General features: G+C 64.1%; 15 protein-coding genes. 5 read left to right on the top strand and 10 right to left on the bottom strand.

The window, feature by feature from the left end; all coding sequences use genetic code 11:
- Positions 1 to 435: 435 nt before the first annotated feature.
- On the top strand, positions 436 to 2,655 hold the full coding sequence (locus CXX84_RS14835) for an NADP-dependent isocitrate dehydrogenase (protein WP_102977480.1): 2,220 nt from the start codon (positions 436 to 438) through the stop codon (positions 2,653 to 2,655).
- Between the two features lie 165 nt (positions 2,656 to 2,820).
- A complete protein-coding gene (locus tag CXX84_RS14830; protein ID WP_102977479.1) occupies positions 2,821 to 5,043 on the top strand; it encodes a catalase in 2,223 nt (740 codons plus the stop codon).
- Positions 5,044 to 5,153: 110 nt separating this feature from the next.
- Here CXX84_RS14830 and CXX84_RS14825 read toward each other — a convergent pair whose 3' ends face one another.
- The 5 genes from CXX84_RS14825 to CXX84_RS14805 all read right to left on the bottom strand — a co-directional run bounded on the left by CXX84_RS14825 (position 5,154) and on the right by CXX84_RS14805 (position 10,237).
- Positions 5,154 to 5,687 (bottom strand): FIMAH domain-containing protein, encoded by a 534-nt coding sequence (locus tag CXX84_RS14825; protein WP_223253106.1) that lies wholly within the window; start codon positions 5,685 to 5,687, stop codon positions 5,154 to 5,156.
- Positions 5,684 to 6,910, bottom strand: coding sequence for a serine/threonine-protein kinase (locus CXX84_RS14820; RefSeq protein ID WP_102977478.1), 1,227 nt, complete (start codon positions 6,908 to 6,910; stop codon positions 5,684 to 5,686). The genes CXX84_RS14825 and CXX84_RS14820 overlap by 4 nt, the downstream gene beginning before the upstream one ends.
- Positions 6,911 to 7,192: 282 nt before the next feature.
- Positions 7,193 to 7,951 (bottom strand): hypothetical protein, encoded by a 759-nt coding sequence (locus CXX84_RS14815; RefSeq protein ID WP_146031884.1) that lies wholly within the window; start codon positions 7,949 to 7,951, stop codon positions 7,193 to 7,195.
- Positions 7,952 to 8,031: 80 nt separating this feature from the next.
- A complete protein-coding gene (locus CXX84_RS14810) occupies positions 8,032 to 8,712 on the bottom strand; it encodes a hypothetical protein (protein ID WP_223253105.1) in 681 nt (226 codons plus the stop codon).
- Positions 8,713 to 9,163: 451 nt separating this feature from the next.
- Positions 9,164 to 10,237 (bottom strand): Gfo/Idh/MocA family protein, encoded by a 1,074-nt coding sequence (locus CXX84_RS14805; protein WP_102977494.1) that lies wholly within the window; start codon positions 10,235 to 10,237, stop codon positions 9,164 to 9,166.
- Positions 10,238 to 10,481: 244 nt separating this feature from the next.
- Here CXX84_RS14805 and CXX84_RS14800 point away from each other — a divergent pair, with 244 nt between their 5' ends.
- Positions 10,482 to 11,981: a polysaccharide lyase family 1 protein gene (locus tag CXX84_RS14800; protein ID WP_102977475.1), complete on the top strand. Its 1,500-nt coding sequence runs from the start codon at positions 10,482 to 10,484 to the stop codon at positions 11,979 to 11,981.
- 69 nt (positions 11,982 to 12,050) lie between these two features.
- Here CXX84_RS14800 and CXX84_RS14795 read toward each other — a convergent pair whose 3' ends face one another.
- The 4 genes from CXX84_RS14795 to CXX84_RS14780 form a co-directional block, all read right to left on the bottom strand.
- Positions 12,051 to 13,148 (bottom strand): sugar-binding protein, encoded by a 1,098-nt coding sequence (locus CXX84_RS14795; RefSeq protein ID WP_102977474.1) that lies wholly within the window; start codon positions 13,146 to 13,148, stop codon positions 12,051 to 12,053.
- A gap of 49 nt (positions 13,149 to 13,197) precedes the next feature.
- On the bottom strand, positions 13,198 to 14,487 hold the full coding sequence (gene mmsB, locus CXX84_RS14790; RefSeq protein ID WP_102977473.1) for a multiple monosaccharide ABC transporter permease: 1,290 nt from the start codon (positions 14,485 to 14,487) through the stop codon (positions 13,198 to 13,200).
- 46 nt (positions 14,488 to 14,533) lie between these two features.
- Positions 14,534 to 16,096 (bottom strand): multiple monosaccharide ABC transporter ATP-binding protein, encoded by a 1,563-nt coding sequence (mmsA, locus tag CXX84_RS14785; RefSeq protein WP_102977472.1) that lies wholly within the window; start codon positions 16,094 to 16,096, stop codon positions 14,534 to 14,536.
- 131 nt (positions 16,097 to 16,227) lie between these two features.
- The gene (locus tag CXX84_RS14780; RefSeq protein WP_102977471.1) at positions 16,228 to 17,418 is read right to left on the bottom strand and encodes an ROK family transcriptional regulator; all 1,191 of its coding nucleotides are present in this window, start codon (positions 17,416 to 17,418) and stop codon (positions 16,228 to 16,230) included.
- Positions 17,419 to 17,619: 201 nt separating this feature from the next.
- Between CXX84_RS14780 and CXX84_RS14775 the strand changes: the two genes are divergently transcribed.
- Positions 17,620 to 18,414, top strand: coding sequence for a nitrilase-related carbon-nitrogen hydrolase (locus CXX84_RS14775; RefSeq protein WP_102977470.1), 795 nt, complete (start codon positions 17,620 to 17,622; stop codon positions 18,412 to 18,414).
- On the opposite strand, the gene CXX84_RS14770 is transcribed toward CXX84_RS14775, so the two are convergent.
- Positions 18,393 to 20,051 (bottom strand): PucR family transcriptional regulator, encoded by a 1,659-nt coding sequence (locus tag CXX84_RS14770; RefSeq protein ID WP_102977469.1) that lies wholly within the window; start codon positions 20,049 to 20,051, stop codon positions 18,393 to 18,395. The two genes, CXX84_RS14775 and CXX84_RS14770, sit on opposite strands and share 22 nt — an antisense overlap.
- A gap of 111 nt (positions 20,052 to 20,162) precedes the next feature.
- On the opposite strand from CXX84_RS14770, the gene CXX84_RS14765 reads away from it, so the two are divergent.
- Positions 20,163 to 21,701, top strand: a complete 1,539-nt coding sequence (locus CXX84_RS14765; RefSeq protein ID WP_102977468.1) for an amino acid permease — start codon at positions 20,163 to 20,165, stop codon at positions 21,699 to 21,701.
- Positions 21,702 to 21,704: the final 3 nt, after the last annotated feature.

Genomic DNA, 21,704 nt, shown 5'->3' with positions numbered 1-21,704 from the left:
GCCGGCGCGGGCGCGGCGGCGGCCCCGCCGGCGGTGCTGAGTGCCAGAACGGCGGCGGCTGAGAGGCTCAGGAAGCCAGTAGCCAGAGACCTGGTGCGTGTCATTGTTGTCCTGTCTGAACGGGAAAGAGGCCCCGGGGAGGGCCGGAGTGACCATGCGAATTTACCGTCATATGACAGGTTTGTAAATAGTAGTGACGTCTCATGTATGGCCTGCGGCGGGCTCCCCGGAGGACAGCCGTGCGTGAAGCGCGACGGCGGATGGGCACCTCGGCGCGTGGCGTCGTCGTCCGTTCTCCATCGCTGTAATCCTCCTCATGCCGGGGGTAACGCTGGGGCCCCGGTAGGGTTGAAATCCCCGCGCTCGGGTAAGTTGTACATGGTGAAATAGACCGAATTTTCACAACCAAGCCGACCCACAGGGAGACGCCCGCGCATGTCCACGATTATCTACACCCACACCGACGAAGCGCCGATGCTGGCTACCTATTCGTTCCTGCCCATCGTCGAGGCGTTTGCCTCGACAGCAGGTGTGGAGGTGGAGACCCGCGACATTTCGCTCGCCGGCCGCATCATCGCCGTTTTCGGTGACTACCTGAACCCCGAGCAGCAGATCGGTGACGCCCTTGCTGAACTCGGTGAGCTGGCGAAGACGCCGGAAGCCAACATCATCAAGCTGCCCAACATCAGCGCCTCCATCCCACAGCTGAAGGCCGCCATCGCGGAGCTGCAGGAACAGGGCTACGCCCTGCCGGATTACCCGGACAACCCCTCCTCGGATGAGGAAACGGCCGTCCGCTCGCGCTACGACAAGATCAAGGGCTCCGCCGTGAACCCGGTGCTGCGTGAGGGCAACTCTGACCGCCGCGCACCCCTGTCCGTTAAGAACTACGCGCGCCAGAACCCGCACTCCATGGGTGCCTGGAGCCCCGATTCGAAAACCAACGTTGCCACCATGGGCCAGGACGACTTCCGTTCGAACGAGAAGTCCGTTGTGATCGAGTCCGAGGGCACCATCGCCATCCAGCTGGTGCGCGAAGACGGCTCCGTGAAGGTCCTGAAGAAGGCGTTCCCGGTGCTGGCCGGAGAGGTCATTGACGGCACCGTCATGCGCGCCGGTGCCTTGGACGAGTTCCTGAAGACGCAGGTTGCCCGCGCCAAGGAAGAGGGCGTGCTGTTCTCCGCACACCTGAAGGCCACCATGATGAAGGTTTCGGACCCCATCATCTTCGGCCACGTGGTCAGGGCCTACTTCTCCGAGCTGTTCGAGACCTACGGCAAGCAGCTCTCAGCTGCCGGCATCAGCCCCAACAACGGTCTGGCCGCCATCCTGAGCAGCCTGGAAGACCTGCCGGAAGACGTGCGCGACGGCGTGCAGAACCTCATCAAGAAGGGCCTCGAAGAAGGCCCCGCCCTGGCCATGGTGGACTCGGACAAGGGCATCACCACCCTCAACGTCCCCAGCGACGTCATCGTGGACGCCTCCATGCCCGCCATGATCCGCAGCTCCGGCCACATGTGGGGCCCGGACGGCAAGGAGGCTGACACTCTGGCCGTCCTGCCGGACAGCTCCTACGCCGGCATCTACCAGGTTGTCCTCGACGACTGCCGCGCCAACGGCGCCTACGATCCCACCACCATGGGAACCGTCCCCAACGTGGGCCTGATGGCCCAGGCCGCCGAGGAATACGGCAGCCACGATAAGACCTTCGAGATCCAGGAAGCCGGCACCGTACAGATCGTCGACGGTTCCGGAAACGTCCTGATCGAGCACCAGGTTTCCGAGGGCGACATCTGGCGCGCCTGCCAGACCAAGGACCTGCCCATCCGCGACTGGGTCAAGCTGGCCGTCACCCGTGCCCGCGCTTCCCAGACCCCGGCCGTGTTCTGGCTGGATGGGGAGCGCGCCCATGATGCCAACCTCATCGCAAAGGTCAACGAGTACCTGAAGGACCACGACACCGAGGGCCTGGACATCCAGATCATGTCCCCGGTCAAGGCCATCGCCTTCACCCTGGAGCGTATCCGCAAGGGCGAGGACACCATCTCGGTGTCCGGCAACGTCCTCCGCGACTACCTCACGGACCTGTTCCCCATCCTGGAACTGGGCACCAGCGCCAAGATGCTCTCCGTTGTCCCGCTGATGAACGGCGGCGGGCTCTTCGAAACCGGTGCCGGCGGCTCCGCTCCGAAGCACGTCCAGCAGCTGCTGAAGGAGAACCACCTCCGCTGGGACAGCCTGGGCGAGTTCCTGGCCCTGGCCGTCAGCTTCGAGCACCTGGCCACCACCACGAACAACGCCCGCGCCCAGGTGCTGGCCGACACCCTGGACCGCGCCACGGGTACGTTCCTGCTGGAAAACAAGTCCCCCAGCCGCCGCGCCGGTGAGCTGGACAACCGTGGCAGCCACTACTACCTGGCCCGCTACTGGGCAGAGGAACTGGCCAAGCAGACGGACGACGCCGACCTGGCCGCCGCATTCAGCTCCATCGCCAATGAGCTTTCCTCCAAGGAGGAGACGATCGTGGGCGAGCTGGCCGAGGTCCAGGGCTCACCGGTGGACATCGGAGGCTACTACCACCCGGACGATGCCAAGGCTTCCGCCGTGATGCGTCCCTCGGCCACCCTGAACAAGGTTCTCGCCACGCTGAGCTAACCCGTCAACAAGGCGGCGTTCCGGACTTCCGGGACGCCGCCTTTGTTGTTTCCGCTACCGCCAGGGCATGGAGACCTCAGGAAATGTTGCTAGGGTACTAAGCAGGCTTAGTATCCCGGTTCCGGCCGGGGACTGCTAGGTTTCCTATCCTAAGGAGAAGAATTCGTGCCAGAAGAAAGCAATATCCACATTCCCGGCGTCCCTGCCAGCGAACCTGCCAGCCTGGACGAACCCACAACGCCACGTGAGCCGCTGCCGCCCAAACCGGACCAGCAGGCACCCGAGGCTGTCTCTCCGACAGGAAGCCCTACCGGTGCCCCCGCAACCGCCCGCGCCCAGTCCGGCCAGTACCTCACTACTGCGCAGGGGCTTCGTCTGGGCGACACGGATCATTCCCTGAAGGCCGGTTCCCGTGGGCCCATCCTGCTGCAGGACCACCACCTGCGGGAAAAGATTACGCACTTTGACCACGAACGAATCCCCGAACGCGTGGTGCACGCCCGCGGTGCCGGCGCCCACGGTGTTTTCCGCTCCTACGGAACCGCAGCCAACATCACCCGTGCCGGCTTTCTGGCCAAGGACGTGGAGACGCCCGTCTTCGTCCGCTTTTCAACTGTCCTGGGCTCCCGCGGCTCCGCGGACACAGTCCGCGATACCCGCGGTTTTTCCACCAAGTTCTACACGGATGAAGGCACGTACGACCTGGTGGGCAACAACATTCCCGTGTTCTTTATCCAGGACGGCATCAAGTTTCCGGACATAGTCCATGCAGCGAAACCGCACCCCGACCGGGAGATCCCGCAGGCACAAAGTGCCCACGACACTTTCTGGGACTTCGTCTCGCTGCACACAGAGGCCCAGGCGCACACCATGTGGAACATGTCAGACCGCGGGATCCCGCGCTCGTACCGGACCATGGAAGGCTTCGGCGTCCACACCTTCCGCTTCATCAATGCAGAGGGCAAAACCACCCTGGTGAAGTTCCACTGGAAGCCCAAGCAGGGCGTCCACTCCCTGGTCTGGGAGGAAGCGCAAATCATCAACGGCATGGACCCTGACTTCCACCGCCGGGACCTGGCTGATGCCATCGAAGCCGGCGCCTACCCGGAGTGGGAACTCGGCGTCCAGACCTTCCCGGACACCGAAGACCAGATGTTCCAAGGCATCGACCTGCTGGATCCCACCAAGTTCGTACCTGAGGAACTGGCTCCGGTCCAGCCCATCGGGGTCATGACGCTGAACGCCAACCCCACCAACTACTTTGCCGAAACCGAGCAGGTGGCCTTCCATCCGGGCCACCTGGTTCCGGGAATCGATGTCACGAATGATCCGCTGCTCCAGGTGCGCCTGTTCTCCTACCTGGACACCCAGATCTCCCGGCTGGGCGGCCCCAACTTCGCGCAGCTTCCCATCAACCGCCCGCACGCTCCCGTCAATGACATGCTTAGGGACGGGATGCACCAGCAAGCGGTCCATGGGGGAGCAGCGCCCTACCACCCCAACTCGCTGGACGGCGGCTGCCCGTTTATGGCCGGGCAGGATATCGGTGCCTTCATCGACGTCCCGGAGGAGCTGGCGGCCTCGATCAAGGAGCGAAAGAACCCGGCCTCTTTTGACGACCACTACAGCCAGGTGGGCCTCTTCTTCCGCAGCCTGACCGCCGTCGAACAGGACCACGTCATCCAGGCCTACACTTTCGAGCTGGGCAAGTGTTACGAGAAGTCGATCCGGGAACGGCAACTCGCAGCCCTGGCCAACATCGATGCCGGACTGTGCGCCGCGGTGGCCAAGGGCCTTGGCCTTCCCGCTCCGGAGGCGACGGAGCATGTCCAGGCCTCGGACCTGAGTCCCGCGCTGTCACAAGTAGGAAAGACCTGGCCGGTTGCCGGCCGCATCGTCGGTATCCTTGCCGATGAGCATAGCGACCTCGCCGCCGTGGACACGGTACGGAAGGCGCTCGACGCCGAGGGAATCGTTCCGCTGGTGATCGCACCGGCAGGAGGCTTCCTGGGAGCAGAGGACGACGGCGGGGTCCCCGTTCAGCGGACCTACCTCACCGCACGCTCCACCGAGTTCGACGCGGTCATTGTTGCCGCAGCAGCCACCCCGACTCCCGACGCCGCACCCGGACTTGATGCCAAGGCCGGTGCTCCCGGGCGAACCGCGGATCCACGGGCAGTGCTCCTGCTGACTGAGGCGTTCCGCCATGCAAAGGCAATTGGCACCTGGGATTCCGGCGCCGAGGCCCTGGCCGGTGCCGGTATTCCGCAGGACACTCCGGGCGTTGTTTCAGCGGCAGATGCTGAGGCGCTGGTTCAGGAGCTGACGGGTCTGCTTGGAGCCCACAGAGTATGGGAGCGGTTCCCGGCAGTGTCAGCGCAGTCTTGATGCGCCTCAGCCGCCAGCGTCACCCCGACTGACGTGGACGCTGCTTAAGGAAGCTGCATAGCGGAGGGAGCGCCGTCGTTATCGACGGCGCTCCCTGCCGCGAGTCCGCGCTAGTCCTTGTCCTTGCCTTTGCCCTCGTTGTCCTTCTTGTCATCGTTGCCGGCCTCCGGCGCGGGCGCAGGGACAGGTTCCGGGGCGGGGGCGGGTTCCGGCGCGGGCGCCGGGGCAGGCACTTCAATAACCGGCGGCGGCGTTGCAGCGGCCGCTTTTTCGGCCGCAATCCGATCTTCCTCGGCTGCCTTGTCCGCCGCTGCCTTCTGGGCCGCCTCAATTGCCTCGTTAAGGTCTGCCCGGACGGCTGTGGCGATCGTGGTGATGCTTCGGCGCCGTTCTTCGGAAATTCGCCCTTCAGCCTGGGCTGATTCCAGTTCGGCCTCCAGGCCTTCCAGCGCCCGAAGGGCTGCGGCGGGATCGTTCTGCGACGAAGCCTGCGTTACTTCGAGGACCCGGGCCTGGAGCTGCCGTGCAGCCTCGCGCTGGATCCCGGCCTCAGCGGTACCGCATCCGGTCAGCAGCCCGGACGCCAGCAGGGCCGCGGAACAACCCAGCACAAACTCGCGCCGCATCTGGGGCAGCAACCTCACGGTTCCACGCTCTTCTGAAGTTCTTCCAGGTGCTCGCCGAGGACCCCTGACACCGTGGGATACGGCACGACGTCGGGCGGTGACTGGAAGGACAGGGTCATCAGGACGGCCGCCAGGGAGGCCGCCACCACCACGAGGCCAAGGAAAGCGGCAAGCCAGAACCGTTTTGTCCGCGGCTTGCTGTCCTTTGCGCGTTCCTGGTTCAGGACCGGCGCTTGCGTACCCAGCTCTCGTCCCTCGGACAACGGAGCCTCCGGCCCTGCAGCTTCCCGAATCTCATCCACAGATTCCTCGGCGGTGATTGAGGGCGGGTGGAACGGCATGGCGGGCAGTACCCGCGTAGTTTCAGGCGCGAGTTCCCCCGGTGTTGATGCAGGCGAAACCAGCGCCTGCCGCAGGGCGGTTTCGATGTCCGCAGCCGCCGGCCGCTCCAGTGGCTCGATCGCTGTCATCGAACGGATGAGATCGGCCCACTCGGCAGGGACGTCGTCGGGAATTTCCGGTGCCCGGTGAAGCCGTGCCACAGCCGATTCAACCGCGCTGCCCGGATACTCCACTGTGCCCTTAATGCACTCAAGCAGCACCAGGCCGAGGGAATAGATGTCTGTGGATGGCGCAAGGGGCTTACCCAGCGCCTGCTCAGGGCTGAGGTAGGCCGCCGTGCCCACCATTGTTCCCGTGGCGGTCAGCCTGGTCGAATCAACAATCCGGGCTATGCCGAAGTCGGTGAGCTTGGGACGCAGGGGTTCGCCCGGCCGGATCTGCACCAGCAGAATGTTGCCTGGCTTGATGTCCCGGTGAATAATGCCGAGCCCGTGAACATAGGCCAGGGCGTCGGCGATGCCGGCGCCAATCACGGCAAGTTCCTCCAGGGGCACCGTGCTGTGCCGGATCCGGGCCCTTAGGTCCTGGCCCTCGATGAGCTCCATCGTCAGGAAGGGCCGTGGCTCGCCGGGTATCCGGGTATCGATGCCGGCATCAAAGAGTGTCACCAGACCCGGGTGGTTCAGTGTGGCAAGGAGCTGGATTTCCGCTTCCTGGCGTTTCAGTTCGTCGGCGTCCGGTGCCTGTGGGGCGAATAGCTTGAGGGCTACGTCGCGGCCCAGATTTTCGTCCCGGGCGCAGTAGACCGAAGACATACCGCCGCGGCCAATGACTTCGCCCAACCGATAACGTCCGCCGACCACTTCATTCTTGATGGAGCTAGGCGATTCCGCCACCATGACCCGTTCCTCCCGGTGCGCTGCGGCACTGTCGTACCTCAAATTATACGGGGGGTGGAGTAAAGGGACGATTCACCCGGGACCCCAGATCTGCGGAAGGCCAGCGGTCCGGCGGCGAAAACCGTGCTTTTCGCCGCCGGACTACCGGTCACAAGGACATGTGTGCTGAAGACATGTTTCTTCGTGTTTGACTCTTTGCCTGGCGTACCTCCTTCCGTTCAGCCTGCCCCGGTGCTGCCGCTTCAGGCGCGCGGTGCAGGCATTGTCAGTGGTCATTCGGCTTTAGGACACTTTGCGCTTACGAAGCATGAGGAGTCCTGCCATCAGAAGCAGGAGGGCGAGGGGGAGCATCGAGGCGTCCACTCCCGTCTTTGCCAGCGCATTAGTGCCCTGGGCCGGAGTCCCGCGGGCGCCGGTGCTGCCCGACGCGGCGTCAACAGCGATGGCACCGCCCACTGCGGTGGAGCCGGCAGCAGGTGCTGTGGAAACCCCGCCGGTGCCGGTACTGGTGATCCCGGGGACAGTTCCACTACCCGTGGTGCCGGTGTTGTTTGTGTTCCCGCTATCAGGACCGGGAGCGGTTGTGCCTGGGTTCACGGTGCCGTTGCCGCCGATGGTGACGTTGGCGTCGGCGTTGACGAGGTCGACCGTGCCGCCGCCGACGGATCCGACGTTGCCCGCCGCGTCCGCGGCCACAACAACGCCAGTTGCCGACGCATGAGTTACCTCTGCAATCGGGCTACCAAGGCCGACGTCGGCGACGACTGCCGTGGCGGGCCCGGTGGCGTCTGTTCCGCTGCCAGTGACTGCCCCGAGCGAGACATCGACGGCGGCGGCAACATCCGCTGAAACGGACGGCGTTGGACCACCCAGCAGGCCCAACGACGTCGAGTCAACGGACGCTGCCGCCGAGATAAGGGCGGATCCGGAAAGATCCGGTCCGCTGGCGGCGTCCGCGACGTTTGCCGCGGTGCAACCGAGAGCTAAAAGCCCGCCGGTAAAGAGAGTGCCGAGCATCCCCCTGCGAAGACTGGGATTCATGATGAGTTCTCCTGTGAGTTGAGTTATGGCGCTGGTCAGCGCCGCAGGCCGCGGTCAGCCGAAAGGCAGAAGGGACTCAACTAGTCAGGAGAGGAACCGGGGTCGAAGGACACCGGTGCAGGGGCATGCTCGGAGGTCTCACCGGCAGAGACACTGCCGGTCATTGGAGGGATAAAAGTAAAGTGGTTCAGCCAGGCCGCCGCTCCGGAGGAAGCAGCAGAAGAGACGCTGCTTCCAGTGCCGGAGCCTGGTGCGGAAGGAACCTGGGCCGGGGCGGGTGAAGGTTCCACCGTGCCGGGTTGTTCTTCAGCAAAGTCAGGCGCGACAGGGGCGGCCGGCCGCGGCTCGGGCTGTTCCGCCAGGATCATGGTGGTTCCTGAAGCCAGGGATTCCCCAGTTGCGGCGAGGTCGGAAACCACGAACATCGCCGCCGTCGCAGCCGGTTCTGCAGCCGGCGCCTCCCTAGCCGCAGTTACGGCTTCGGCCCGAACTTCGACAGGAGCCATTTCAAGCGGGGCTGGAAGCGGAAGGACGACGTCGCCGGTCACCGCGTCTCCAACAGGCTGCAGCACAGGGTCAAGCACCGGAAGTGCGTCCGCCACCGGTGGAACTGCAACGTTCACAACCTCCGCCGCTGCCGCGTCCGCAAACTGGGCAATCGGATCTGCAAGAACCGATACCGTTCCTGCCGGGACCACGTGGGTCACAAGGGGGAGGGAGGAGGAGGCAATGTGGTCCGCACGGTCTGAGACATCTCCCACTATGGGTTCAGGCAGGGCGGGAGTGAAAACTTGCGCTGGTGCGGAACTTTCGAGTGCAGCTTCGCTAGCAACGGCCACGGACACGGGCAGCTTATCCGTCACCGAAGAAATTGAACTGGTGACGCCCCCCAACAGGAAAGTTGCATCCGGAAGCGTGTCCGCGGAAGCACCTGGCGCTGAAAACGTCAACCAGGTAAGGGTGGCAGCTCCTGCAAGGAATACAGGCCGAAGCGCACGCCACGGCGAGCGGCTGTCAGCCATGCGTACCACCCCCAGTACTGTTGCATTCGACGATGGCTAAAGCCTAAGACGGGTTGTTAGAGGAAGTCTAGGGTTGGCTCAACAACTCAACAAGAATGAAAACATTGCGTCTCAGTTATTACAGGCCGGGATTACAGATCAGCAGAAGCGAGCCGATTGCGGCTCAGCCAAAGGGTGCAGAAGCGGCTGTTCAGTGGCTGTCGTTTGGATAGCTGACACCGAGCTGCGCGCGCACGCCATCGAAGAGCCGCATGGTGTTCAAGGTATCCTCCAGTGGCATCACAGGGCTTTCCGTGAGTCCCTGTTGAATGCAGCGGGTTACTTCGCGCAGCTCGTACGCGTAGCCGCGGCCCACTGCTTCGAAGGCCTCGGTACGGCGTTCGTCCCCCCATCCCGTGGACACTGTCAGCTCTCGCGGGTTGTTGATCGACCCCACGCTCTGGAGGAATCCAAAGCTGCCGGCGACCGTGGCGGTCCGGGGGCCATGGGCCAGCAGCGAGGACGTCAGCTGCACCTGCGCTCCATGGTTGTATCCCAGGGTCATGGAGTTCTGGGCGTCCACGCCGTCGTCGTTGACAAAGCCCGTGGCGCTGACGGTCTGTGGGAAGCCGAGGGTGCCCAGCGCCCACAACAGTGGATAAACCGAAAGATCGAGGAGCGCACCGCCGCCGTCCTGCGGGGCCCATAGCCTGGCAGTGGGGGAGTACGGGGCAGGGAAGCCAAGGTCGGCAGTCACCCAATGGATTTCCCCCAGTTCACCGGAGGCGGCGATCTCGAAAGCCCGTTGCATGCTCGGCAGGAAGCGGCTCCAGACTGCTTCCATCAGGAAAAGTTTTCGGGTCCGGGCAACCTCGATGAGCTCAGCGGCTTCGCGGGCATTAACTGTGAAAGCCTTTTCGCAGAGAACGTGCTTGCCGGCATTGAGCGCGGCAAGAACGATCTGGTGGTGCTGGGCGTGGGGCGTCGCCACGTAGACAACGTCAACTTTTTCATCCGCAAGCAGCCGCTGGTAGCCGGGCACCCCGCCGTCGTCTCCGTAGGCCTTTGCAAAGTCGTAAGCCACGGCAAAAGCGTCCGCGGCATCCTGGCTCCTCGAGCTGACGGCATACAGTTCCGCGTCAGCAAGCAGGGCCAGGTCCTGCGACACCGAGCGTGCTATCCCGCCGGTGGCGATGACTCCCCAGCGGAGGGGAGAACCCGTAGCGGAACGGGGGTCCTGGTCTGACTGGCTGGATAGCCACGGCTTGGCAATGGGCGCACTCATGGTGGCCATCCTCTCATTGCGTGGGCGAGAGTCCGGACATTTCGTGAGAAAAGTGGGACAACCTTGGAAGGAACTTGCGGGAGCTTTCTTCTCATGCGTCCGGAATGCCCCTTGACAGGCTTGTCACAAGGCAAGTAGAAATAGAACACTCCTCAGAAAGCGCTTTCTCGGCGAGTTGTTTTTCCAGCCCTGATCCGAACCCACGCAGGCATGTGGTCTCTTTGGCATGCCGGAAATAAGGCCAATGACGTCCGAACCGCGACCCCGAACCTTCCTGTCCACCCGGTACGGCCTTCGCCGTAGGATTGGAGCAGCCGCCGCATCAGCCACAGTCTTTGCCCTTGCGGCAGGCTTGGCCCTTGCAGCTCCGGCGACCGGAAGCCCTGCTCCCACTGGCGGCGGCATTATCCGCGGTGACGATGCGGCTCCCACCGGTTGGGCCGCCGTCGGAAGCGGTACCAACGGCGGTGCCGGTGCTCCCGCTGAAAGCCGCTACGAGGTGAGTGCGCTGGCCGGGCTAAAGGCAGCGCTGGCCAATAACGGTGAACCCAAAGCACCCAAGGTCATATACGTCAACGGGACCATCGATGGCAATCAGGCAGCCGATGGCCGCATCCTGGGGGAGCAGGACTATGCGCCGGGATATGACATCAACAAATACATGTCCTGCTTCGGGCCGGAGGGAAAGGCCTGGAGTGACCAGACCTTCGACTACTGCAGGAAGCAGCGGCAGCTCCGGCAGACCGGCAGCAACAACATGAAACGGCAGATCGAGGTAAGCCTGCCCAGCAACACCACGCTGATTGGCCTAGGCGCTGATTCAGGTTTCGTCGGCGCCAACATCGTCATCCTCAGTGCCACCAATGTTGTCATGCGGAACCTCAGCGTGGAGGCCCCGGTGGATTTCTTCAGCACCTGGTCTCCCGACGACGGGGACGGTGCCTGGAACGCACGCTTCGATGCAGTCTCATCCGTTACCTCTGACCACCTTTGGATAGACCATGTCCGGCTTACGGATGGCCGGTTCCCCGACAGCGAGGCACCCTTGGGTTTTCGCGGCAAGTCCGCCAACCGGCACGACGGATTGCTGGACCTCAAGGACGGCACGGACTACGTGACCATCTCCAACAGCAAGATCCAGAACCACGACAAGACGATGCTGCTGGGCTCAGGTGACGAGCATGTGGACAAGGACGGCGGGAAGCTGCGAGTCAGCTACATCGGCAACCATTTCGAGAACATCCAGCAGCGCGGGCCGCGCGTGCGGTTCGGGCAGGTGCACGTGCTGAACAACTACTTTGTAGCAAGCACAGAACACCCGCAATATCCCATGATCAGCGAAGCCCAGGGCGGGAACAGCTACTTCCTGGGAGCGGGCTACGAATCCCGGATCTTCTCAGAAGGCAATGCTTTCGACTACACCGGAGCGGGCGCTGACGAATCGATCATGGTGAGCAGCTACAACGGGCACCGGTTCAGCGATACCGGATCGTGGTTCAACGGCCAGGAGACCGATCTCAACGCTGTGGCGCAGGCGTCATTTGAGCAAAACCGCGCGGAGGCCCTGAAGGAAGCAGAACTCGCCGGGGAGCCTGCCCCGGACTGGACTGGCTGGGACTTCAGTACCGACGTCGGCTGGGACCCTGCGGACGCCTACAGCTACAAGGCGTTCACCACTCCCCAGGCAGTGCGGAACCACGCACTGCAGTTCTCCGGGCCCGGAGTCCTCACGGTCAAGCAGTAGAGCAGGGCAGCAGCAGGCACAGAAACGCCCGGCCCCCAAGAGGGGACCGGGCGCTTCCGCGTTGTATTCCTACTTGGTGATCGGTTCGAGAACCGGGTCGCCCGCGTAGGCGGTCTTGACGTTCTCAGCGGTGACAATGACCGGCTCCAGCAGGTAAGCCGGAACGGTCTTGACACCGTTGTTGTAGGAGTCCTTGTCGTTGATTTCCAGTTCTTCGCCGGCCTGGAGATCCTTCACCATGGTGATGGCGTGCTCAACGAGCTTGCGGGTGTCCTTGTTGATGGTGGAGTACTGCTCGCCCGCCATGATGGACTTCACGGACTCAACCTCGGAGTCCTGCCCGGTGACGATGGGCAGTTCCTTGCCGGCGGCCTTGACGGAGGTCAGGACTGCGCGGGCCAGGGTGTCATTCGGGGACAGGACGCCGTGCAGGGGCTCGCTGGAGTAGCTGCCGGTCAGCAGGGTGTCAGCGCGGCGCTGGGCATTCTCAGCCTTCCAGCCCTGGGTCACAGCCTGCTCGAAGGTGTTCTGGCCCGACAGGACCTTGAGCGTGCCGTCGTCAATCTTCGGCTGCAGGACGCTCATGGCGCCGTCGAAGAAGACCTTAGCGTTGGCATCGTCGGGGGAACCAGCGAAGAGTTCGATGTTGTACGGACCGGGACCCTTCTGCGCTTCGAGCCCTTCCAGCAACGCCTGGCCCTGGAGCTCGCCGACCTTGAAGTTGTCGTAGGCCACGTAGTAGTCCACGTTCTCGGTGTTCAGCAGCAGGCGGTCGTAGGCGATGACGGTGGCGCCGGCATCCTTGGCCTGCTTGAGCTGGGTGCCCAGCTGTGATCCGTCGATGGCGCCGACGATGATGACCTTGGCACCCTTGGTGACCATGGCGCTGATCTGGTTCTGCTGCTCGGACACGCCGCCGTTGGCGAACTGTACGTCAGGTTTGAAGCCGGCTTCGGTGAGGCCCTCGTTGAACAGTTTCTCTGCCAGGACCCAGTTTTCACTGGTCTTCTGTGGAAGGGCGACGCCGATGGAGGAGTCCTGCTCGAAGCCGCTGGCGCCTTCGGTACCGCCGCCGGTGGAGGTCTCGGACCGTCCGCAGCCCGTCAGCGCCAGTGCTGCGATGGCAGCAACCGCTGCTGCCTTTCCTGCTTTACCAATCATTCGCATTGTTGGTTCTCTTTCTTTGTGATGGTTTATCGCTATTCGGGTGCAAGGCTCAGGCTTCCCTGGCGATGGCTTCCTTGGTGGAGGTGGTTTCGTCCGGCTGGAGCGGGTTGCTGGGTCCGCCGCCGGAGGCGCGTCCGCCGGAGTTCCTCATCAGCATGCCGATGATCGACTTCTTGCCCTGGCTCTTGTTGTAGACATCGAAGGCAACCGCGATCAGCAGCACCAGTCCCTTGATGATCTGGGTCAGGTCGGCGCCGACGCCCAGCAGCTGGAGGCCGTTGTTCAGCACAGCCATGACCAGGCCGCCGATGATCGACCCGACGACGGTTCCCACGCCGCCGGTCACTGCTGCGCCGCCAATGAACACTGCGGCGATGGCGTCCAGTTCCCAGCCCACGCCGTCGAACGGTCCGGAGGCGGTGGAGCGGCCCACGAAGATCATCCCGGCGAGGCCGGCGAGGACGGACATGTTCATCATGACCAGGAAGTTGACCTTCTTGGACTGGACGCCGGAGAGCTCGGCAGCGTGGCGGTTGCCGCCCACTGCGTAGACATGGCGGCCCAGGATGGTGCGGGAGGAGATGAACCCGTACAGCAACACCAGGACGGCCAGGATCAGCCCCGGAATGGGGAAGGAAGTGCCGGGACGTCCGGTGGCGAACAGGTACGTGGCGTAGAGGATGGCGCCGCAGATCAGGACCAGCTTGAGGGCGGTGACCCACATCTCGGGCACCTCTGCGCCAAGCGCTTTGGCCCGGGCCCGGGAGCGGAGCTCGCCCCACACCACAAACGCTGCGGCTGCGATGCCCAGCAGCAGGGTGAGGTTGTTGAACCCGGTGTTGGGTCCCACCTCCGGAAGGTATCCGGAACCGAGGTACTGGAAGTCGGCGGGGACCGGGATGGTGTTGGACTTGCCAACGAACTGGTTGAAACCGCGGAAGAGGAGCATGCCTGCGAGGGTCACGATGAAGGCAGGTATCCCCACATAGGCCGTCCACCAGCCTTGCCAGGCGCCGATCACCGCGCCAAGGACCAGGCCCAGCAGCACGCCCGCGTACCAGGGGATGCCCCAGTCGCGGATGGCGAGGGCCACGGTGACACCTACAAAGGCCGCTACGGATCCCACCGACAGGTCAATGTGGCCGGCGATGATGACCAGGACCATACCGATCGCGAGGATCAGGATGTAGGAGTTGCCGTTGAAGAGGTTGATGACGTTGCCGGGGGTGAGGGTCCGGCCGTCGGTGGCGATCTGGAAGAAGATGATCAATGCCACGAGGGCGAAGATCATGCCGAATTGGCGGGTGTTTCCGCCAAACAGCTTTTTGAGGGCGTTCATGGTGTGTGTCCTTGTGTCCGGAAGGTTCTGTGGATGATCCAGGGGATCAGGCGGCTTCGGCTTTGCGGGCGGAGGTCATCAGTTTCATCAGGCTTTCCTGGCTGGCCTCGTCTTTGTTCAGGACACCGGTGATGGCGCCTTCGAAAATTGTGTAGATGCGGTCGGACAGGCCCAGGAGTTCGGGGAGCTCCGAGGAGATGACGATGACTCCCTTGCCCTGGTTGGCCAGCTGCTGGATGATGCCGTAAATCTCGTACTTGGCGCCAACATCAATGCCACGGGTCGGTTCGTCCAGGATCAGCAGGTCGGGGTCCGTGAACATCCACTTGGCGAGGACCACCTTCTGCTGGTTGCCGCCGGAGAGTTTGGCCACGCCTTCCTCCACGGACGGGGTCTTGGTGCGCAGGGACTTGCGGTACTGCTCCGCCACAGTGAATTCCTGGTTCGGGTCCACCACCGAGTTGTGGCTGATCTTCCGCAGGTTGGCCGCCACCGTGGTGGTCTTGATGTCGTCCAGCAGGTTCAGCCCCAGGGACTTGCGGTCCTCTGTCACGTAACCCAGTCCGGCATCGATGGCCTGGCGTACGGACTTAAGGGTGAGCTCCTTGCCGTCCTTATGAATGTGCCCACTGATGAAGCGGCCGTAGGAGCGGCCGAACACCGAACGCGCCAGCTCGGTGCGGCCGGCGCCCATGAGACCGGCGAACCCGACGATCTCACCCCGGCGGACGAAGAAGTTGGAGTTTTTGCACACCAGCCGGTCCTGGACGTTGGGGTGGCCCACGGTCCAGTCCTTGACTTCGAAGAACACCTCGCCGATCTTGGGCGTGTGCTCTGGAAAACGGGACTCCAGCGTGCGCCCCACCATGCCCTTGATGATCCGGTCCTCGTCCACGCCGTCCGCCTTGACGTTCAGCGTTTCAATGGATTTGCCGTCACGGATGATGGTGATTGAATCGGCGATCTGCTCGATCTCGTTCAGTTTGTGGGAAATGATGATGCTGGTGATGCCCTTGGCCTTAAGGCCGAGCATCAGGTCCAGCAGGTGCTGTGAATCAGACTCGTTCAGTGCCGCTGTGGGCTCGTCCAGGATGAGGATCTTCACGGACTTGTTCAGGGCCTTGGCGATTTCCACCAGCTGCTGCTTGCCGACGCCGATTTCCTTGATGGGCGTGTCCGGGTCCTCCCGCAGTCCCACCCGTGCCAGCAGGTCCAGGGAGCGCAGCCGCGCTTCGGCCCAGTTGATGACGCCGCGTTTGGTGGGCTCATTGCCAAGGAAGATGTTCTCCATGATGGAGAGCTCCGGTATCAGCGCGAGTTCCTGGTGGATGATCACGATGCCCGCCTGTTCGCTGGCCCGGATGTCCCGGAACTGCTGCACCTGGCCCTGGTAGACGATGTCGCCGTCATAGCTGCCGTACGGGTAGACGCCCGAAAGCACCTTCATCAAAGTGGACTTGCCGGCGCCGTTTTCGCCGCAGATGGCGTGGATTTCCCCGGCCTTCACGCGCAGGTTCACATTGTCCAACGCTTTAACGCCCGGGAATTCCTTGGTGATGGACCGCATCTCAAGGATGATCGGTTCCGTTTGCGTGGTCTGGGACGTCATGAGCCCTAACCCTCCAATGCAATGACTTCTTTGTCCGGCCGGCAAAGCGCAGGGCCGTCTGATCCAAAAGTAAACTTGATCACTACTGTTGTCGTCAAGTCTTTAACGCAATCGTGGGATAACGAAACGGTTTAGTTCTTCCGGATCCCTGCATGCTGGAACACCAAAGCTGCTGCCCCAAGGGCTTCAGCCCGGTCCCCCAGGGAGGACATTGCCAGCGTTGTGGTTTCGCCGATCACCGGCACCGCATGCCTGACGAGGCCCCGCCTGATGGGATCCAGGAGGATGTCGCCCAGGCCGGCCAGCGGGCCCCCCACCACGATCACTTCGGGGTTGATCAGGTTGGCGACGTTGCCCAACGCCCGGCCGACTGACAGGCCTGCGTCATCCACCACGCGGAGGGTGGCGGGATCCCGTTCGAGGGCTTTCCTGACGATGTCGGCAGGGGTCAGCGGCCTGTCCTCGCCCCTACTGAGGAGCTCGATCATCGTAGTGGTGGAAGCGATGGTTTCCAGGCAGCCACGGTTGCCGCAGCGGCAGACGAGCCCCTGCTCATGGATGGTGGCGTGGCCGATTTCTCCGGTTATGCCGACGTTTCCGTAATAGGGGGCGCCATTAAGGATCAGGCCCGCACCAATGCCCGATCCGATCTTAAGGAACATGAGGTTGCTGACCCCGGAGTGCTGCCCCCACGTGACCTCAGACCAGGCGCCAAGATTGGCGTCGTTGTCAACAAACACCGGGATTTGCAGGGTCTCCTCGAGGTGCTGGAGGATGTTGATCCCCACCCACTCCGGAAGAATCGCGCCCTGTGCCACGGTTCCGGTGCGCCGATCGATAGGGCCGGGGATTCCGACGCCGGCGCCCACCACGGCGGTACGGTCAATGGAGCTCTCCCGCAACAGTTTGTCCAGCAGGGCGACGGCGGCCCGGATGCCTTCTTCGGCCTGGTGGCCGAGCGGGAGCATCACGGATTCCTCGGCGATGACGTGGTAGCTGAGGGAGGCGAGAACCACCCGGAGATGCCGCCGCCCAAAGTCGATGCCGACCGCGACGGCGCCGTTGCTGTTCAGCCTGACGTTCAGTGCCCGCCGGCCAGAGCTGGTGATGGGCTCCGCTGACGCGAGGCCGGAGTCGAGCATGATTTTGACGATGTTCGAAACCGTCGCAGTGGAGAGGCCCGTCTGCCTGGCAAGCTCCGCCTGCGTGGCCGGTCCGCCCATGAGGGTCTCGATGATCCGTTGCTGGTTCAGCTGGCGAAGGGCGGATTGGGACCCGGGATTCTTTGGCTTGCTCCTCGTTGAGCGCGTGGTGGCGGACATGCTAAGAAGATTGCCCTATCCCGGCTCTTGTAGTCAAGAAGTTAACGCAACGGGCAATTGTTCCGGATCGTCAGAGATCCAGGACGAACTGACCCGCACGCGGCCGCCGGCAGTGCAAACAGCCCGCAGACAGGTTCGGCCTCGTCGTTACGCTGGAAGCAAGCCCATTCCGCGGCCCTCCAACGATGGAAGGTGGTAGCAGTGCTGCTGGCACTCCTGCAGGAAAATTCTGCGGTCCTTGATGTTGACGCCAACTGCCGCGCCATTGCTGCTGCTGCCCGGACTGCAGCAGCGCACGGGGCAGCCATCCTGATTACCCCTGAACTGTTTCCCGTAGGCTACGCTCCCCGCCGGGTGCGTTCCGAGCTGGATCCTTCACTCCTGCCGGCGCTCCACGACCGGATGGCCGGCATCGCACGAAGCAACGGGATTGGGCTTGTCTACAGCCTCCCGCGCATCAGCGACGACGGCGAATGGCAGATCAGCGCCACCCTGCTGGACGCCGGCGGGTCCAGCCTGCTCAGCTACGGCAAGGTCCACCTCTTCGGCCCCGACGAGCGGGCGGCCTTCAGTCCGGCCGGGGAGCGTCCCGCCGTCGTGGACTTTGAGGGGGTCCCCACCTCCCTGCTGATCTGCTACGACGTGGAGTTTCCCGAATCCGTGCGCGCTGCTGCGGTCAGCGGCGCGGAATTGCTGCTGGTCCCCACCGCCCTGGCACATGGCTTCGATGCCGTTCCCCAAATCCTGCTGCGGGCCAGGGCACTGGAGAGCCAGCTGACCATCGCCTACGCAAACCACTCCGGGGAAGAGGAGGGATGCAGGTTCCTGGGTGGCAGCGTTGTGGCCGGGCCCGACGGCGGGCTGCTGGCAGAGGCGGGTGAGGAACCGCAGCTCCTGTACGCCGAGGTGGATCCGGGGGCAGCTGCCCGTGAGCGGCAGAATGTGCCGTACCTGGATGAACGGCGTCCTGGCCTCTACCGCACCTGGGGCCTCTGAGCAGCGTCCGCCAACGGGGCTGTCTCCTCCGCGCTGCTGTCCGGTGCGGCGTCCTCCACGTACTGGAGTGCAATCCAGAGCTCGGCCCGGGCCTGTGCCTGCCCGAGGTCAAGGCCGAGCAGTTCTGCCACGCCGTTGATTTGGCGGCGGACGCTGTTCCGGTGCAGGCCAAGGTCCTTGGCTGTGGCGTCCCAGCTGCCGTGGGCTGCCAGCCAGGACCGGAGGACCCGAAGCTGTGAAGCCCGCCGCTCGGCGTCCAGTTCCAGGACCGGGGCCAGAAGGCGTGCGGCCAGCAGCGCACCGGCATCGCCGCCCAGCAGACCGGTCACGGACCAGGTCAGCTCATCTTCCCGGAGGCTCCTTTGGGCGATGGCCACCCTGGGGCGCAGGGCACTGGCACGCCGATAGGCGGCCGCAAGACCCGGCAGCCCGGTTGGTTCGCCCACCACCAGGCGCCACCCCAGCTGTTCCACCTCGGCCAGCAGGCTCTCATCCACCGGGAGCCGGGTCACGGCAACGAAACCGTAATCGGTGAGCTCCACCATCTTGGTGTCGAACAGCCGCCGCCACTGAAGCAGTTCGCGCACCGGCCCGTCCGGCGCGGCTGTAGCGGAAGCTTCCGCCCGTACGCCCTGGACCACCCGGACGGGACCCGGCCGGTTTCCGGAGACGCTCTGGGCCAGCAACTCCTGAAGGCTGGCCAGCTCCCGGCCGTTGCTTCCCGAAAGGCTCCCGGGGTGCAGCAGCAGGGCGGTTGCCAGTTGGCTGGGGGCCAGGGAACCGCTGGTCCGCTGCCGGACCAGCAGTTCCAGGAGGCCCACAACAGATGACACCACGTTGTTCTGGGCCGGGGTCAGGGGCTTGTCCGTTCCCAGCACCAGGCCACCCAGGGTGGCGTCCCGGGTGCTCCTCAGCGGGTGGCCGACGACCATGGCCGGCCCTGGGGCTTCGAGGGTCTCCGTCTCCACCCGCGGTCCGCTGCCGGTCAGGAGCCGCTTGAGCAGCGGCTGAAGACGGGAAAGTCCGACGGCGGCCCCGGCCCGGGCGCGGACCCGCCCGTCCGCGCCGACGAGGACGGCCCAGGCAGGAACCCGCTGGATCAGCGCGGCCAGGAGTTCATGTTCCGGCCGGGCGGAGAGGACCGCCCGCATCAGGTGCCGGTTGGTCTCCGCCAGTTGCCGGAACACCTGCGCGTTGCCCGATTCCAGGAGCTTGGAGAACTCCATGCCCAACGCGGCAAAAGGAATGCTGGACGGTACCTGCACCAGGGTGAGGCCATGCTGCCGGCAGGCCGACACGACGTGGTCCGGCACGGCGTCGAAATAGGGCTGCAGGCCAAATCCCAGAGCGGCCACCCCGGCAGCCACGAGCCTGCGCACGTATTCGTCCGCCCTCGCCGTGCCGCTGCCGCCCTCGTCCCGGAAGGGCAGGCCCGCGGTCAGGACAAATTCGCCGTCGAGGAGGTACGGCGTCGGGTCCTCCAGTTCGCTCGGTTCCACCCAGCGCAGGGGTGCCTGGCCGTTCCCTGCGTCGTGCACCATCTTCACGTCGGCGGGCAGGGCCGCGAGGAACTGTCCCAGCGTCACCGCGGCCAGCTGGTCGGGACTACCATCTATAGCTGGTGCATTACGTCTCATGGGTGAACACTATAGGTCACTTTGCACCTCCTTGAGATGCGGCTCACACCCCTACTGTGGGTGAGGGGAAAAAGAAGATCAACCAGCCAACGACACGAACGGACGTCAACGATGACTGTGCCTACACTCTCCGGCCAGGCCCCGGACGGAGCGACCGGAACAGCGGCCCGTCCCGCCCTGGGCGCCCAGCTGCTGCGCCGCAAGCCAATCGCCCGGATGGTCAATGAGGCGGAAAGCAACGACGGCGGCCCCCGCCTGGTCCGCAGTTTCGGTGTCCTTCAACTGACCATGATCTCCGTGGGTGCCACGCTGGGGACGGGAATCCTGGTGATCCTGGGCGAATCCGTTCCCCTGGCCGGACCCGCCATCTGGATCTCCTTCGCCATCGCCGGCCTGGCCGCCCTGCTGTCCGCCGTGTCCTACGCCGAAATGGCGGGCCTGGTCCCGGTGGCCGGTTCAAGCTACTCCTACACGTACGCCACCATGGGCGAAGGCATGGCCTGGATCTGCGGCTGGTGCCTGGTGCTTGAATACGCCGTGTCCGTTGCCGCCGTCGCCGTGGGCGCAGGGCAGTACGTCAACGAAACCCTCGCCGTGTTCGGCTCCGTTCTTCCGGACGCAGTGTCACAGCCTCCCGGGGACGGCGGTGTGGTGAACATACCGGCCATGATCATTGTTGTCCTCGCGACCATCCTCCTGGTGCGCGGCGCCAAGGAAAGCGCCTGGATCAACACCTCCATCGTGGTGGTCAAGGTGGGCATCCTGCTGTTCTTCTGCGCCGTGGCGTTCACCGCGTTCAATGCCGGAAACTTTGAACCGCTCCTGCCGATGGGTGCAGCCGGTGTCTCCGCCGCAGCCTCGCGCGTCTTCTTCTCCTACATCGGATTCGATGCCGCCTCCACCGCAGGTGAAGAAGCCCGCAACCCCAAGCGCGACCTGCCGCGGGCCATCATGCTCTCCATGCTGATCGTCACCACCATCTACGTCCTGGTGGCAGTCGCCGCCATCGGCGCCAGGCCGTGGGGCTGGTTCGACGGAACCGAAGCTGCCCTGGTCAAAATCCTTGAGGAAACCACCGGCCAGCCCTGGATCGCACTGGTCTTTGCGGTAGGCGCCGTGCTGGCCATCGCCAGCATCGTCCTCACCGTGCTGTACGGTCAGACCCGCATCCTGCTGTCCATGTCCCGCGATGGCCTGATCCCCAAGGTCTTCGGGCGCGTTTCCCGCCGTACCGGCACTCCCGTCGCCGGCACGCTCCTGGTGGGGACCGCCGTCGCGCTGACCGCCGGTCTGGTGCCCCTCGGCGCGCTCGCCGACGCCACCAGCATCGGCACCCTGTTCGCATTCGCCCTGGTGAATGTCGCCGTCATCTACCTGCGGCGCACCCGGCCGGAACTGGAGAGGACCTTTCGTGTGCCCCTTTTCCCGCTCACTCCGATCCTCGGGGCCGCGATGTGCGCCTACCTGATGGCCAACCTTGGCGCCGACACCTGGGTGACGTTCGCCGTCTGGATGCTGGTGGGTGTGGCTGCCTACTTCGGCTACGGCCGCCGGAACTCCAGGGTGGCGGCCCTCAGCAACGAGGAATACCGTGAGCTGTCCGGTCCGCAACCTTCACCCCAGAAAACCCCCGAAACCACAAAGGCATAACTA

Origin of the sequence: Arthrobacter sp. AFG7.2, from assembly GCF_002892835.1 — a bacterium.
In the GTDB taxonomy this organism is placed as follows: Bacteria; Actinomycetota; Actinomycetes; order Actinomycetales; family Micrococcaceae; genus Arthrobacter.
Note: the sequence above shows the minus strand (reverse complement) of the source record. Positions and strands in the feature narration are given on the sequence as shown.